The organism is Candidatus Vondammii sp. HM_W22 (assembly GCF_022530855.2).
Classification (GTDB): domain Bacteria; phylum Pseudomonadota; class Gammaproteobacteria; order Chromatiales; family Chromatiaceae; genus Vondammii.
The window spans coordinates 388,319-402,915 of the sequence record NZ_CP099567.1 but is presented as its reverse complement, the minus strand read 5'-3'; the positions used below and the strand labels follow the sequence as shown (position 1 = coordinate 402,915).

The window sequence follows — 14,597 nt, the reverse complement described above, 5'->3', positions numbered from 1 at the left end:
TCAGATCACTTTTTTGAGCTACAATGAAATTATGCAAAAAAACACACAATTAGCGTACCAAATTTTAGTACTCTGAATGAAGCAAACGCTCCAGCTTCGCCTCGGGCAACACCTTACAATGACGCCGCAGCTACAGCAGGCCATTCGTCTGCTGCAGCTCTCTACGCTCGATCTCAAACAGGAGATCCAGGAGGCACTCGATTCCAATTTGATGCTGGAGCTCGAAGAGGAGGAGATTGCTTGGGAAGAGGTAAACAGCTCAGAACCGCAGAACCCGGTTAGTGAGCAGAAATCGGCTACCCATGAAGAGTCATCTACCATTACCAACGATGCCAACAATGAACGGGAGATTAGTGCTGAGGCCAGCACCATACCTGAAGAGCTGCCGGTGGACAGCGGCTGGGACGACATTTATGACAGCACCCTGCCCCCGGCCTCCGGCAGTGCCGCAAAAGAGAGCGCGGATTCGGACTATTTGTCCCAGCAGCATGAAGCAAGAACCCTTTACGACTACCTGACTTGGCAGCTCAACCTTACCCCTTTTAGCACTATAGACCACGCTATCGCCGTTGCCATTATCGATAGTGTAAATGAAGATGGCTATCTCTCCGTGGGCTTGGACGAGATTCTGGATAATCTGGCAGATTCAGATGAAGAGACAGACATTGAAGAAGTTGAAGTTGTGTTGCATCGAATCCAACAGTTTGACCCACCGGGGATGGCAGCCAGGGACCTCAGGGAGTGCCTGCTGATTCAGCTGGCCCAATACCAAGAAGAGCACCCCTGTCTGCAGCAGGCAATCATCCTGGTCAGAAATCATTTTGACCTGCTGGCTCGGCAGGATCATAACCAAATAAAACGTAAGCTGAAGGTCAGCGACGAAGCATTGAGCGCCATCAACGGACTCATCCGCTCCCTCGCCCCTCGTCCGGGAACCTTAGTATCGGAAACCGAAGCCCAGTACGTCGCCCCTGATGTCTTTGTGACGAGGCACAATGGTGTCTGGCATGTGAACCTCAATACAGAATCCACCCCCAAACTCCGAGTCAACTCAGAATACTCCAGACTGATCCGCCGGGCAGACAACAGTGACGATAACAACTATCTGAGAAACCACCTACAGGAGGCACGCTGGTTTATCAAAAGCCTAGTCAGCCGCAACGAAACCCTGCTCAAAGTCGCTACTAAAATCGTTGAATTCCAGCGCGGATATTTTGAGCATGGTGACCAAGCCATGCGCCCCCTGGTACTGCGGGATATAGCTGAAGCCCTTGAGATGCACGAATCAACCATCTCCCGGGTCACAACACAAAAATACATGCACACACCTCGGGGCACCCTCGAATTCAAATATTTCTTCTCCAGCCACGTCAGCACGGCAGGAGGTGGAGAATGCTCCGCCACGGCGATTCGCGCCCTGATCAAGAAATTGGTTGCTGCAGAGAAACCCACTAAACCTCTTAGCGATAACAAATTAGCGGGAATATTCGCAGATCAGGGCATCAAGGTCGCCCGGCGGACAATAGCGAAATACCGCGAGTCGATGGCAATACCACCATCCAATGAGCGGAAACGTCTCACTTAAGAAGGAGCAAGTTATGCAAATCAGTCTCACTGGCCATCATGTGGATATCACCGAAGCCCTCCGCGGCTATGTAGATACCAAGTTCGAGCGTCTTGAACGCCACTTTGATCATGTGACCAATGTCCACGTCATTCTCAGTGTAGAGAAACTCCGTCAGAAAGCTGAAGCCACTCTGCATGTCAATGGTGCCGACGTCTTCGCCGATTGTGTGGAAGAGAATATGTATGCAGCAATCGATGGTCTGGTAGACAAACTGGACCGTCAGGTGAAAAAACACAAAGAGAAACATACCAACCATCGCAATGGGGCCGGAATAAAAGGACTCGAACCCGCTGAAAATTGATTAACAAGGCTCCATTTATGTTTCCCGCAGATTTCTTAAACATCGAACGTGTCAGCTGCAGCAACAGTGCACGCAGCAAAAAACACATACTGGAAAAGGTCGGTCGGCTACTCGCTTCGGCGGTACCTGACCTGACTCAGGATATGGTATTCGACAAGCTCCTTGAACGGGAACGCCTTGGTAGTACCGGATTAGGGCAGGGCATTGCCCTACCCCACGCCCGGATGCCGGGAGTCGAACAGGCTTGTGGCGCATTTCTGCAGCTGGAGATAGCCGCCGACTTCGATGCCATTGACCAACAGCCGGTAGATTTGGTGTTTGCCCTGTTGGTCCCTGAAGAGGCGACCCAGAAGCATCTTCAGTTACTGGCAACCCTTGCATCCCTGCTCAGTGACAAGATTTTTTGCAACCAACTGAGGAGCGCGGAAAGCGACGAATCACTACTCAAGACATTCCTCAAGCAGTAAACACGGATGAGACCGCCCGTTACCCTTCGCGACCTCTACGATGCCCTGCGCGAAAAACTGGGACTTAAGTGGATCGCCGGACGCTCCGACTCAGGACGCAAACTGAAGGGGGAGTTCCCCGGGGCAGCTAGTCAGAACTTGGCTGGGACACTAAACTGCATCCAGGTGATCGGCCACGCCGAACTGGTCTACTTCATAGGGTTGGAGGAAAATTTCTATATCGACATTACCCATAAACTGTTCGATGCCCAGCCCACTGCGATATTACTGGCTGATGGCATTGAAGTGGGCAGCGTCTTTATCGATCAGGCTGAATCGATTGAAACACCGCTGCCCCGCTCATCCCTGTCAGACCACCGCCTGATCAATGATCTGCCCCACTACCGACAAACGCCATGGCAGAGCATACCACCGAGCATGGTGTCTTTATCGAGGTTTACGGTATTGGCGTGCTGCTCACTAGAGGTGCTGCCATCGGCAAAAGTGAGCTGGCGCTGGAGCTGATCTCACGGGGTCACAGTCTGATTGCCGGCAACGCACCTGAATTTACCTGCATAGCGCCCGATATTATTAATGGTACATGCCCTGTTGTTTTATCAGATTTCCTTGAAGTCGAAGGACTTGGGATTATCAATATCAGGGCGATGTTTGACGATGCCGCCACCAAACAACACAAATACCTGCAACTAATCATCAACCTGAAGCAGATGTCATCCCAGGAGTTGAAAAAGATCGACCGCCTTCGCAGCAGCCACGCCACTCGACTGCTGCTGGGATTGGAGAGATAACGGAGGTCACCCTCCCGATAGCACCTGACCACGAAATGGCCGTACTGGTGGAGGAGACAGCGGCCCGCCAGCATATGTTGCATCTTAGCGGCTCTGATATCCGCGGATAACTTTATTGCACGCCAACAGGCGGCTATTGACAAAAAATCGGAAACCATATGAAACTGGTCATCACTAACGAGCTCTCCGGCTCGAGGAAAAGTGTAGCCCTGAACGCACTGGAAGATTTTGGCTATTACTGCATCGATAATCTGCCTACATTCATGCTTTCCAGTCTGGCTGAGGGACTCACCAAGAGTAACAACGAACGCTTTCAGCTCACTGCAGTCGGCATCGATGCCAGGAACCCCACAGCAAAACTGGATTCTATTTCAACGCTGCTGCAGACACTGAAAGAGCAGGGAATCAGTTACGAAATCATCTTTTTTGAAGCCCAGGATGAGACCCTGATCAAGCGTTTCAGTGAAACCCGGCGCCGACACCCCCTCTCGGGTGAAGAGCACCCTTTGGCGGAAGCTATTCCCCAGGAGCGTAAACTGCTCGCGCCCCTCCTCAACGCTGCCGATCTGCATATCGATACCATCCACACCAACCGCCATGAATTGCGGCAGATCATCAGTTCCCGAATCAGTGACAGCACTAAACAAGAGCTGTCACTGCTGTTCGAGTCGTTTGGCTTCAAGCACGCCGTGCCAAGAGATGCATATTTTGTCTATGATGTGCGTTGCCTGCCAAATCCGCACTGGCAACAGTCACTCCGCCCATTGACGGGGAAAGATGGCGCCGTTGCAGAGTTTCTTGAGGGATATGATTGGGTTACACAACTAAAGGAAGATATTATCAGTTTTCTGGAAAACTGGATTCCCTGTTTCGAGGCCGATAGACGCAACTACCTGACCATTGCCATTGGCTGTACCGGGGGTCAGCACCGCTCGGTCTATTTAGCGGAACAGCTGGCAGCTCACTTTCAGGAGCAGAGCAGACAGATTCAGATCCGCCACCGTGAACTACCATGATCAGCAGAGAACTAAACATTATCAATAAGCTTGGCCTGCACGCCCGGGCCGCCGCAAAGTTTGTCACCACAGCCAGTCGGTTCACCTGTAACATAGATATTGTCAACAATAGCCAGAAAGTGAATGGAAAAAGCATCATGGGTGTAATGATGCTGGCGGCAAGTCAGGGAACCACCTTGACGTTGATCGCCGATGGCAATGAAGAGAATGAGGCGGTTGAAGCACTTGATGAACTGGTCAGAGACTATTTTGGGGAAGGCGAATAGTCCCCCTGCTGTTCACAAACCCGATGCATCGCCCTCATTGTGTATAAATCACGCTGAAGAGATAACATCTGCCTATGATGGCTGAACACCATGATAATCCATTGCAGGAAAAATACGGCCTGGCCTGTACCGGCATAGGCATCACCCGGGGCATCGCCATAGGACAAGCCCACCGGCTGCAGCGCGGCCGAACTGAAATGCCCCTCGGTTCTTCAGTCGCGATGAAATTTCCAATGAAGTGGATCGCTTCCGCCAGGCCGCCAGTGGCGCAAAGCGCCAACTGAAAACAGTACGGAAAAAGATCCCTGACAATACCCGATCGGGCATCATTGTCTTTATCGACACCCATCTGCCGATGCTGGATGACGTAGCGCTGACTGAACCAAAGTTGAACACAGAAATGGCAACTGTGCTGCGGAGTGGGCCATGCAGCTACAGCAGGATGCGCTGGTCCAAGTGTTCGGTACCATGGAAGCCCCCTATCTGCGCACCCGAAAAGATGACGTAGACCATGTAGTCAACCAGATCTAGGAAGTCCTGCTGAACCTGGATGATAGCAATAGCGGTGACCGGCATGGTGAATACCTGATCGTCGATGGCGAACATCGAACTGCCCGAGGATATAGAGAGCACACACTCACTTAAAGCCGATGCAGTAAAACTCTACCGCACCGAATTCCTCTACATGAGCCGGCAACGGATACCCGACGAAGAGGAGCACTACCAGGCCTACAGGCAAGTGGTCGAAGGACTGGAAGGAATCCCCATCACCATTCGCACCCTGGATCTGGGTGCTGATAAACAGGTGGATGGTGGACTATCCGAGGAGACACTCACCTGCAACCCGGCGCTTGGTCTACGCGCAATCCGCCTCTGCTTCAAAGAACCCGGACTGTTTCAGCCTCAGTTGCAAGCCATTCTGCGGGCCTCTGCCCATGGCCCGATCCGCTTGATGATCCCCATGCTGATTAATCTGCAAGAGGTGAAAAAGCTAAAAGCGATGCTTGGAGAGGCGATGGATTCACTCAGGCTATGGCCTTGCCTTCACTCCTGAAATGCCCGTTGGCGGCATGATCGAAGCACCAGCCGCCCTCTCCGCAGATGCCTTTGCTAGAGAACTCGACTTCCTCCCCATCGGCACCAATGATCTGATTCAACATACCCTCGCGGTAGACCGCATCGATGATGAGGTCAACTACCTTTATAACCCACTGCACCTTTCGATACTTCGCCTGATCCAAGTGGTGATCGATGCCGGCAACCGTGCAAACATTCCGGTCGGCATGTGTGGCGAAATGGCGGGCGACCCCCACTACCTGCCTCTGCTGCTCGGTATGGGGCTGCGGGAATTTAGTATGCAGTCTGGCTCCCTGCTGGAGATCAAACGCCGTCTACAGACCCTCGATTGCAGCGAACTGACCCGTCAAACACAACAGCTCATGGAGCAGCTGGATGAAGAGAGGTCAGCAGACCTGATAGCTAAGATCTGTAACCACACCTACTGACACTGCCCTGACCCTTCATATATCAGTTGCAATACCTACACCATCTCCTGTAACTTTCCTGCCTGATGGAACCGCTGATCAACATACAGAACCTATCCCGCTTTTATGGCGATTTCTGCGCCGTCGGCAACATCAGCTTCCAGCTCTACCCAGGCGAAGTACTGGGGTTTCTCGGTCCCAATGGCGCCGGAAAATCAACCACCATGCGCATCCTCAGCGGCGCTCTTGCACCCAGTAGCGGTCAAGTGCTGCTCAATGGCATCGATCTTTTGGCTGATCCCCTGGCGGCAAAAGTACATCTCGGTTATCTTCCCGAGCATCCACCGCTCTATCAGGATATGACCGTAAACGAATACCTGAGCTTCTGTGCCCGGTTACACAATATCGAAAAAACACAGCTGACACAGACTGTCGAGGAGGTAAAACAGCAGTGCGGCCTCACCGAATCCGGCCGTCGACTTATCGCAAACCTCTCCAAAGGCTATCAGCAACGTGTGGGGATAGCCCAGGCAATTATTCACCATCCCAAAGTGATTATTCTCGATGAACCGACCAGCGGACTAGACCCAAACCAGATCCAGGAGATTCGTGCCCTGATACGGGAGCTGGCAGAACGGTGCGGCATCATTCTCTCCACTCACATCCTGCCCGAAGTACAGGAGGTGTGTGACCGGGTACAGATACTGAGCCGGGGAAAGCTGGTCTTCTCGGAGCCGCTTCAATCGATAACAGACAAGGCTGAGCAGTTGGTGATTGTGCTAGGTGAACCTCCGGAAATCGATGAACTCGCTGATCTGCCGGGCGTCACTCTGGCAGAAAAACTGGATGAAAAGCGCTTCAGACTGGAGCTGGCAACCAATGCCGACCCGGCCATTATTGCTGAAAGAGCCGTTCGAAACGGCTGGCATCTGCTGGAACTCACCCCTGAAAAGCAGAACCTTGAACAGATATTCACCCAGTTGACCAGCATGGAGACCGAATAATGCTGGTGATCGCAGGACGTGAATTGCGTAGCCTATTCCTCTCCCCGCTGGCCTGGAGCCTGATCGGGACAATGCTGTTTATATTGGCCTGGCTGTTCCTGATTCAGCTCGATCAATTCTTGCAGCTGCAACCTCAACTTATCAATCTGCAGACAACACCCAGTGTTACCGATCTGGTGGTAGCGCCGACACTCGACTCAGCAGCCGTTATTATGATGTTGATGACCCCTCTTCTGAGCATGCGTCTGCTCAGCGAAGAGTATCTCAGTGGCACCATAAACCTGCTGTTCGCCGCCCCTATATCCATGAGCCGGATTGTTGTTGGAAAATACCTGGCGCTACTGGTGATCTTTGGCATTATGCTGCTGCTGATCGCCCTGATGCCTCTGTCACTGCTGATGGGCGGCACGCTGGATATGGGCCGACTGGCCGCCGCTCTGTTAGGGCTAGGCCTGTTGCTTGCCAGTTTTGCTGCCATTGGCTTGCTGATATCTAGCCTGACCAGCCAGCCGGCTACCGCAGCCATTGGCTGCTATGGCCTGCTGCTGTTTCTCTGGATCATCAACCTGGCGGGAACCGGCGAGGAAAGCAGGCTCTTTGACTGGCTTTCACTCAACAGTCACTTTCGCCCTATGCTCAATGGCCTGATTCACAGCGGCGACATCATCTACTATCTGGTGCTGATCATCACCTGCCTGATTCTGGCCACCCATCGGTTGGAAAGCCGTCGTACCCGGGGTTGAGCAGATGACGCAACGGCACCGAAACCGGGTTAAAGCAAAACTGGAAGGCATCACCTTCTATCTGCTGATCGCTCTGTTGATCGCCATGGTGGGCTGGCTGAGCCAGCGCTACAGTGTGACCTGGGACTGGAGCGACACCGGACGCAACAGTTTGACACCTGCCAGTCAACTGCTCCTGACGCGGCTGGAGGCACCACTCAAAATCACCTCATTCGCCCCGGAAAACCCGGAATTACGCCGTCGCATAAGAGAGATAGTGGAGCGCTACCAACGGTTCCAACCGACTATCCAGCTCGATTTCATCAACCCCTCTCTGCGACCGGATTTGACCCGCGAACTTGGCATCCGGGTTTCCGGTGAACTGCGCCTGGAGTATCAGGGACGCAGCGAAAATCTACGCTCTCTGGATGAAGAGAGCATCAGCAATGCGATCCAACGCCTGATCAAACGGGGGGAACGATGGATTGTAGCCATAGAGGGCCATGGCGAGAGACAACTCTCCGGACGGTCCAATCATGACCTGGGAACATTTGGGGATGAGCTCAGGCAAAAAGGCTATCAAACCCGGATGCTGAATCTCACCGAGAGCCAGCAGCTGCCCGACAACACAAACCTAGTGGTTATTGCCGGCCCGCAGACCGACTACCTGCCGGGAGAGTTGGAACTGTTACTCACCTATCTTGAAAACGGCGGCAACCTGCTCTGGCTGACAGACCCCGGAGAACGCAACGGGCTGCAAGGATTGGCAGACAACCTCGGTCTGACCCTGTTACCAGGCACCATAGTGGATGCCAATGGCGCAGACCTTGGATTGGACAACCCCGCCATCGCACTGGTCCCCCGTTATCCCGGCCATCCGGCCACGGCAAAATTTCAACTCATCACACTCTACCCCTACACAGCGGCATTAGAGGTAACGGAAAAAAACAGCTGGCAGGCAACACCCCTGCTAAATACCCTCCAGCGCAGCTGGAACGAAACCGGCTCGATTCAGGGAGAGGTTACACGCAACCCTGAACAGGGAGAAAAAGCCGGACCACTCACCATCGGCTACGCCTTCACCCGGCCCGGCAAAGCAAGAGAACAGCGCCTGCTGGTCATCGGCGATGGCGATTTCCTCTCCAATGCCTACCTGGGAAATGCAGGTAATCTCAATCTGGGACTCAACCTGGTACGCTGGCTGACAGGAGATGATGGCCTGCTCGACATCCCGGCAAAGACGGCATCTGACCTGAACATCACACTCTCCCCAACAATCGGCGCCATTATCGGCCTGGGCTTTCTGATTGTGTTGCCACTCCTGTTCATTGTCACCGGACAGGTGATCGGATGGCGCCGCCGCAGACTGTGAGCGCTTAGCCGATGAGAAAACCCGGAATAATCAATCTCGCCCTGCTGCTACTGGTGGTCCTGCTTGGCATTGTGATATGGCTTACGCCGGATGAACAGCAGAGTGAACAATTTCAAACGCTGACCAGCCTGAATCGGGAAGCCATAACCTATATCCGGATCAGTAACGGCAATGGCCCCGAATTCATTCTCAAGCGGCAGGTGGGCGATTGGCTGATGACCACCCCCTATCGGACAGAAGCAAACACGCCCAGAATCGACAGGCTGTTGGCACTGGTCTCGACGGCCAGTTTGGAACAGTTTTCACTCCCCCAGGGCGATCTTGAAGCCTTTGGCTTGGCCAGGCCTCAGGCCGAAATACAGTTCAACGACACCACTATGAATTTTGGCGGGACCCACCCGTACAACCACCGCCGCTACCTGCAAATCGGCACTACCCTGCACCTTACGGAAGACCGTTTCCCGCACCATATTCTTGCCCGGGCAGAGGCGTTCGTCAGCCGTCGGCTGGTCAACGAAAAGGGGAAAATAAGCGTAATAAAAACATCCCAGTGGCGACTCTTTCGTACTGACGATCGTCGGTGGAAACTGGAACCACCGGTCCCCGGCATCTCCACAGATCAGCTGGTAAAGAAAATAGACCAGTGGAAAATGGCGCTGGCGTCCAAAGTGGACAAATTCTCTGGAGAAAATCCATCAGAGCAGATTGAAATTTTTCTGGAAGACAATGCGACACCGCTCATCCTCGGTATCGAAAAACAAAAAAAGGGTATCCTGCTGGTGCGGCATGATCTGGAGCTTGCCTTCCATGTTCCATCAGCTGCACAGCTGTTGCAAATGCCGGAAGCCAACTAGATGCCGGAGCTACCCGAAGTAGAGACCACACGTCGCGGCATCGCACCCCATATCCTTGGTAAGCGGGTTGAAGATATCATTATCCGGCAACCGAAACTGCGCTGGCCTATCCCGTCAAATTTAAAATCCCAGCTACAATTCAAGCAGATTCTTGATGTGGGGCGCCGGGGAAAATACCTCCTTCTCCAGACAGACAATGGCACCCTGCTGCTGCACTTGGGCATGTCGGGCAGCCTGCGCATCCTGCCACCGGGAACACCGCCCGGGGCGCACGACCATTTCGACCTACTGTTTGATGACTGCTGCCTGAGGCTACGCGACCCGAGACGCTTCGGTGCCATGCTCTGGACCAGGGAACCCATTGAAGAGCACAAACTGATTTGCCATCTCGGCCCTGAACCGCTCAGTGATAACTTTGATGGCACGCATCTCCATCAGCACGCACAGCAACGCCGCACGGCAGTAAAAAACCTCATCATGGACGGTAAGGTAGTTGTCGGGGTAGGTAATATTTATGCCAACGAGGCGCTTTTCATGGCCGGCATCCACCCGGCACGCCCCTGTAACCGGATCTCGGCGGCCCGCTACATTCGTCTGGCAGAGCGGACCAAAAAGATCCTCGCTGCAGCCATAGAAAAGGGGGGCACAACACTACGTGATTTTCAACGTGAAAATGGCAACCCCGGCTACTTTGCCCAGGAGCTCAAGCTCTACGGAAAAGATGGGGCACCCTGCCCCAACTGCGGCAACCCGATCAAACAACGCCGCATAGGGCAACGTTCCAGTTTCTACTGCGGGCAGTGCCAGAAATAGAACCTTTCTTGCATCTACCGGATTGGAATACCGAATGTCCTGAGCTGGCATCGCCAGCTCTGAACCATGCGCGCTTTTTTTGTCGCCTTTTTACCAACAAAACGGGGGGCTTTTCAACATTCACATACCCTCCCAATATACATGGTGAACTTCACCAGAGAGGCCATAAAATTGCGTGTCTGCGCAATCTCTTCGTGACTACGCCCGCAACCGCAGCAGTGAGTGCCTTGTTCAGGACAGAAATCACCGCCTTTACATGGACTGAATTGCATTGTTTTCCTCCTGATGTTCTTTGAGCAATTTGGATGACCCTATCAGTGGAACAGGGCCCATTAAACGAAATGAGCCAGTTATCTCTCAGAAAGTTGCCATTATGCATATCATTAGGCAACACCCTACAAAGGTTTATGAGAGCGTATAGCGAGTCCAGTTCCAGAAGTGTCGGCAGCAGGAATGCTGTCGTCAGGTTTACAGGGATTTATTCACAACATCTTGGGACTGGATTCGCTATAGCCTCCACCACACGAGCTGGTCAAGCACTAACGCACACTAGCCGACCCTATACCCCGCGGGTCACTTGCCGCGGAGAGTTCACCGTTCCCCCGATGCCAAAAAACGGCCTGCATATTTCCATAACCACGCTCCAGGGGCTTCAATTCATGACCCATGGATTTCAGTGTTTCCTGTTCCTCCTGGGTCAGCGCATCAGGCTCAAACTGTATTTGGTCCGGTAGAAACTGGTGATGAAAGCGCGGTTTTATCACCCAGGCATCGACACCCTTGCTATCGGCCAGCTCTAAGATCCCATGGAGCAACATGGTGATGATCCGACTCCCTCCCGGTGTACCGATAACCGCCACGCCCTGTTCAGTCTCGACAAAGGTCGGTGTCATACTCGACAGCATGCGTTTGCCCGGTGCAATCGCATTTGCCTCGCCACCGATCAGACCATAGACATTGGGCACACCCGGCCGGGCAGAAAAATCATCCATCTCATCGTTCAGCAGCACACCGGTGCCTGGCGGTACAAAGCAGGACCCGAAGGGATAATTGATACTCATGGTAGCCGAAACACGATTCCCTTCAGCATCGATTATGGAATAGTGGGTGGTATCCCTCCCTTCGCCCTGAGAGGAGGGATTGTATTGAAGTCGGCTGGGAGTTGCCACATCCAGTTGAATATCTCTGGCAAGTCCCGCTGCATAGTTTGTGCTGATCAGACGTTCGGTAGGGATATCGACAAAATCCGGGTCTCCAAGGTACTCTGCGCGATCCCGGTAAGCGCGCCGCATCGCCTCAACTAACAGATGCTTCCGGGTCACGGAAGGCACGGCTCCCAAATCAAACCCCGAAAGAATGTTAAGCATGGTTACCAGCACGATGCCGCCAGAAGAGGGTAACGCGGCGCTGGTGATTTTCATCCCCTTGTAAGTGCCCTTAACCGGCGTCCGCTCCACTATTTGGTAGCGGGAGAGGTCCTCACGGGTCCAGATACCGCCGGCAGCACGGACGCCGGCTAACAGCTTTTCAGCCGTCTCACCTTGATAGAAACCCGCTTGGCCCTTTTCAGCAAGCCGGTTAAATGTCTCCGCAAGTTCAGGTTGCCGAATCATCGTCCCCACAGGAGGAACTTCACCGCTAAGCAGAAACTGATGCACTGAAGCCGGCCACTTTTGAAGCTGCTCCAGGTGCCATCTGGCAAGGCGTTGGTAATGGGGGTCAACCAGAAAACCCTGCCGGACAATCCTGATTGCCGGAGCAAGGCTTTGCTTTAATGAGAGCCGGCCATAAACCTTGGCGATATGTGCCAGCGCAGCAGGCTCGCCCGGGATACCGGCAGAGAGAGGGCCGTTCATGGAGAGGCCGGGGATCACTTCACCAGCGTTGTCCAGATAGAGATCACGATGGGCAGCTAGGGGGGCACGCTCTCGACCATCCACCATCACTTCAAAACTGTCTTTGGCACGATGGAGCAACCAGAAACCGCCACCACCGATTCCAGAACTGTAGGGTTCAACCACAGCCAGCACCGCCGCAACGGCAATCGCCGCGTCAAAGGCATTACCCCCAAGAGCAATTATTTCATGGCCCGCCTCCGTTGCCAGGGGATGGGCTGTGGCGATTGCGGTTTTTGTTGGATTTGCAGAAACTACCGCAGAAAAACAGACCAGCAACAGAGCGCAAAAAACAGAAAGGCTCCTAAATGGAGCCCTTTCTGTTTTGATCAAATTACGATCTGCCATCTTTACCCGTTAGTAAGCTTTTCATACTTGACCATTAACGCCTCTTCGCTCTCTTCATGGTCTGGATCCTTTGGAATGCAGTCTACAGGACAAACTTCCACACACTGTGGCTCGCCATAATGGCCGATACACTCAGTGCAGAGATCGGGGTCGATCTCATAGATCTCATCACCCATGGTGATTGCACCATTGGGGCATTCAGGTTCACACACATCACAGTTGATGCACTCCTCAGTAATAATTAATGCCATCTCTTACAACTCCCAATACAGGACCCGAAGACCCTCCTGATTTTTACCAGATTCTAAACTATTAATTACTGGCGCAGCTTAATGCCTATCCCTTCGACCGTTTCAGGACAAACCATTACTCAACTTTATTAACGCTCCAGCAACAACTGGATGAACGAACTCTGACACATCTCCACCCAATGCTGCAATTTCCCTTACCAGGCTCGAGGAAATATAGGCAAACTGCTCGGCGGGGGTAAGAAACATCGTTTCCACTTCCGGTGCCAGCCGCCGATTCATCCCGGCAAGCTGAAATTCATACTCGAAATCCGATACCGCTCTCAAACCCCGCAGGATCACGTCCGCTTTGCACTCCCGGGTAAAGTTCACCAGTAGTGTGTCGAATTCCAGAATTTCAATATTCTCCACGCCTGTCAGAACCTGACAGGCCAGATCAACACGCTGGTCGATACTAAAACGCGGATTCTTGACGGAACTGACTGCTATTGCAACGACCACCTTATCGAACAGACGTGCTGCACGCTGTATAAGGTCGCTGTGACCATTGGTGATCGGATCAAATGTTCCTGGATATATTGCTATAGGCATAGGGGCTCTTCCAACTATTCGCAGCGGGATGATAGTCCCGTATACACTGATGTCAAATGACATATCGCATTCAACCACTACCTGAGGGCTATCGCAAAGAATTATAAGGGAATGGTGCTTGCCTAAGCGGAGATTTCCATTCAGGAACTCTACTCATCCATTCCGGCGTAGGACAGAAGCCAGGGAAGCGATCACCCCGGGTGGTATTGGGCTGTTAAAGTAAGTATCATCGGATCAAAAGACTATCGAGTATAGAGAGCGTAAGCGACTTCACCCGCCTTTTTCGCTTTAAGCTGAACCCAGCTGGCTGGCAAAGAAGGCTCAGGGCCGTGAAGGTTGCGCTCAAGGTAGATTCTGGCATTCGGCTCAAGCCAGCCGTTATCCTCCAGCCGACGACAGCAAATTGTTAGCAGATCATCGGCAAAGGGAGGGTCAAGAAAGACAACCTCAAAAGGCTCGGCCGTAGTTTCCAACCATTTCCGAGCATCCGCCTGCTCGATCCTCACCTGCTTCAGCCCCAACAGCGCCTGATGAGACCGGAGTTGTTGCACCGCCACTGCACTCATATCCAGCAGGGTCACCCGACCAGCGCCCCGGGAGGCTGCCTCCAACCCCAAAGCACCACTCCCGGCGAACAGATCCAGACAGGCGGCACCCGGGAACAGCGGCTGCAACCAGTTAAAAACGGTCTCTTTAACCCGGTCTGAAGTGGGCCTTAAGCCGGGCAGGTCGGGAAACTCCAAGCGCCGCCCCCGATGCTCACCAGCAATGATACGGACCTGATTGGCCTGCCCCCGGTGT

The 14,597-nt window shown here is 53.2% G+C and carries 21 protein-coding genes; 16 read left to right on the top strand and 5 right to left on the bottom strand.

Annotated elements, in window-relative coordinates; genetic code table 11:
* The first annotated feature begins 76 nt into the window (after nucleotides 1-76).
* The 9 genes from MN084_RS02250 to MN084_RS02210 all read left to right on the top strand — a co-directional run bounded on the left by MN084_RS02250 (nucleotide 77) and on the right by MN084_RS02210 (nucleotide 4,973).
* Entirely contained in the window at nucleotides 77-1,585 is a 1,509-nt protein-coding gene (locus MN084_RS02250) for an RNA polymerase factor sigma-54 (RefSeq protein WP_241085010.1), read from the top strand.
* A 13-nt stretch (nucleotides 1,586-1,598) separates the two neighbouring features.
* Nucleotides 1,599-1,928, top strand: a complete 330-nt coding sequence (gene hpf / locus MN084_RS02245) for a ribosome hibernation-promoting factor, HPF/YfiA family (protein WP_241085011.1) — start codon at nucleotides 1,599-1,601, stop codon at nucleotides 1,926-1,928.
* Nucleotides 1,929-1,945: 17 nt separating this feature from the next.
* Nucleotides 1,946-2,395: a PTS IIA-like nitrogen regulatory protein PtsN gene (ptsN, locus tag MN084_RS02240; RefSeq protein WP_241085012.1), complete on the top strand. Its 450-nt coding sequence runs from the start codon at nucleotides 1,946-1,948 to the stop codon at nucleotides 2,393-2,395.
* A 6-nt stretch (nucleotides 2,396-2,401) separates the two neighbouring features.
* Complete coding sequence (locus MN084_RS02235; RefSeq protein WP_241085013.1) at nucleotides 2,402-2,899, top strand: hypothetical protein; 498 nt, start codon at nucleotides 2,402-2,404, stop codon at nucleotides 2,897-2,899.
* Nucleotides 2,845-3,183: a hypothetical protein gene (locus MN084_RS02230; protein ID WP_241085014.1), complete on the top strand. Its 339-nt coding sequence runs from the start codon at nucleotides 2,845-2,847 to the stop codon at nucleotides 3,181-3,183. Before MN084_RS02235 ends, MN084_RS02230 begins: the two co-directional genes overlap by 55 nt.
* 158 nt (nucleotides 3,184-3,341) lie before the next feature.
* Entirely contained in the window at nucleotides 3,342-4,199 is an 858-nt protein-coding gene (gene rapZ / locus MN084_RS02225) for an RNase adapter RapZ (protein ID WP_241085015.1), read from the top strand.
* Nucleotides 4,196-4,465, top strand: coding sequence for an HPr family phosphocarrier protein (locus MN084_RS02220; protein ID WP_241085016.1), 270 nt, complete (start codon nucleotides 4,196-4,198; stop codon nucleotides 4,463-4,465). Before rapZ ends, MN084_RS02220 begins: the two co-directional genes overlap by 4 nt.
* Nucleotides 4,466-4,539: 74 nt before the next feature.
* Nucleotides 4,540-4,749, top strand: coding sequence for a hypothetical protein (locus MN084_RS02215; RefSeq protein WP_241086078.1), 210 nt, complete (start codon nucleotides 4,540-4,542; stop codon nucleotides 4,747-4,749).
* Entirely contained in the window at nucleotides 4,704-4,973 is a 270-nt protein-coding gene (locus MN084_RS02210; RefSeq protein ID WP_241085017.1) for a hypothetical protein, read from the top strand. The genes MN084_RS02215 and MN084_RS02210 overlap by 46 nt, the downstream gene beginning before the upstream one ends.
* On the opposite strand, the gene MN084_RS02205 is transcribed toward MN084_RS02210, so the two are convergent.
* Complete coding sequence (locus MN084_RS02205; RefSeq protein WP_241086079.1) at nucleotides 4,898-5,071, bottom strand: hypothetical protein; 174 nt, start codon at nucleotides 5,069-5,071, stop codon at nucleotides 4,898-4,900. The genes MN084_RS02210 and MN084_RS02205 overlap by 76 nt on opposite strands.
* On the opposite strand from MN084_RS02205, the gene MN084_RS02200 reads away from it, so the two are divergent.
* From MN084_RS02200 to mutM, 7 genes are all read left to right on the top strand, one after another.
* Nucleotides 5,061-5,519 (top strand): putative PEP-binding protein, encoded by a 459-nt coding sequence (locus MN084_RS02200; RefSeq protein ID WP_277400044.1) that lies wholly within the window; start codon nucleotides 5,061-5,063, stop codon nucleotides 5,517-5,519. The genes MN084_RS02205 and MN084_RS02200 overlap by 11 nt on opposite strands.
* A gap of 16 nt (nucleotides 5,520-5,535) precedes the next feature.
* On the top strand, nucleotides 5,536-5,970 hold the full coding sequence (locus MN084_RS02195) for a putative PEP-binding protein (protein WP_277400045.1): 435 nt from the start codon (nucleotides 5,536-5,538) through the stop codon (nucleotides 5,968-5,970).
* Nucleotides 5,971-6,035: 65 nt separating this feature from the next.
* Nucleotides 6,036-6,953 carry an ATP-binding cassette domain-containing protein gene (locus MN084_RS02190; protein WP_241085018.1) on the top strand — a complete coding sequence of 306 codons (918 nt, stop codon included), beginning with the start codon at nucleotides 6,036-6,038 and terminating at the stop codon, nucleotides 6,951-6,953.
* The gene (locus MN084_RS02185) at nucleotides 6,953-7,696 is read left to right on the top strand and encodes an ABC transporter permease (protein ID WP_241085019.1); all 744 of its coding nucleotides are present in this window, start codon (nucleotides 6,953-6,955) and stop codon (nucleotides 7,694-7,696) included. The genes MN084_RS02190 and MN084_RS02185 overlap by 1 nt, the downstream gene beginning before the upstream one ends.
* A gap of 4 nt (nucleotides 7,697-7,700) precedes the next feature.
* Nucleotides 7,701-9,047, top strand: coding sequence for a GldG family protein (locus MN084_RS02180; RefSeq protein ID WP_241085020.1), 1,347 nt, complete (start codon nucleotides 7,701-7,703; stop codon nucleotides 9,045-9,047).
* Between the two features lie 11 nt (nucleotides 9,048-9,058).
* Complete coding sequence (locus tag MN084_RS02175; RefSeq protein ID WP_241085021.1) at nucleotides 9,059-9,901, top strand: DUF4340 domain-containing protein; 843 nt, start codon at nucleotides 9,059-9,061, stop codon at nucleotides 9,899-9,901.
* Nucleotides 9,902-10,714, top strand: a complete 813-nt coding sequence (mutM, locus tag MN084_RS02170) for a bifunctional DNA-formamidopyrimidine glycosylase/DNA-(apurinic or apyrimidinic site) lyase (RefSeq protein WP_241085022.1) — start codon at nucleotides 9,902-9,904, stop codon at nucleotides 10,712-10,714. It begins immediately after the preceding gene.
* A gap of 539 nt (nucleotides 10,715-11,253) precedes the next feature.
* Here the strand turns inward: mutM and ggt are convergent.
* From ggt to rsmD, 4 genes are all read right to left on the bottom strand, one after another.
* On the bottom strand, nucleotides 11,254-12,957 hold the full coding sequence (ggt, locus tag MN084_RS02165; RefSeq protein ID WP_241085023.1) for a gamma-glutamyltransferase: 1,704 nt from the start codon (nucleotides 12,955-12,957) through the stop codon (nucleotides 11,254-11,256).
* A gap of 2 nt (nucleotides 12,958-12,959) precedes the next feature.
* Complete coding sequence (locus tag MN084_RS02160; protein WP_241085024.1) at nucleotides 12,960-13,208, bottom strand: YfhL family 4Fe-4S dicluster ferredoxin; 249 nt, start codon at nucleotides 13,206-13,208, stop codon at nucleotides 12,960-12,962.
* A gap of 102 nt (nucleotides 13,209-13,310) precedes the next feature.
* Entirely contained in the window at nucleotides 13,311-13,796 is a 486-nt protein-coding gene (gene coaD, locus MN084_RS02155) for a pantetheine-phosphate adenylyltransferase (RefSeq protein ID WP_241085025.1), read from the bottom strand.
* A gap of 242 nt (nucleotides 13,797-14,038) precedes the next feature.
* Nucleotides 14,039-14,539, bottom strand: coding sequence for a 16S rRNA (guanine(966)-N(2))-methyltransferase RsmD (gene rsmD, locus MN084_RS02150; protein ID WP_330178291.1), 501 nt, complete (start codon nucleotides 14,537-14,539; stop codon nucleotides 14,039-14,041).
* Nucleotides 14,540-14,597 lie beyond the last annotated feature (58 nt).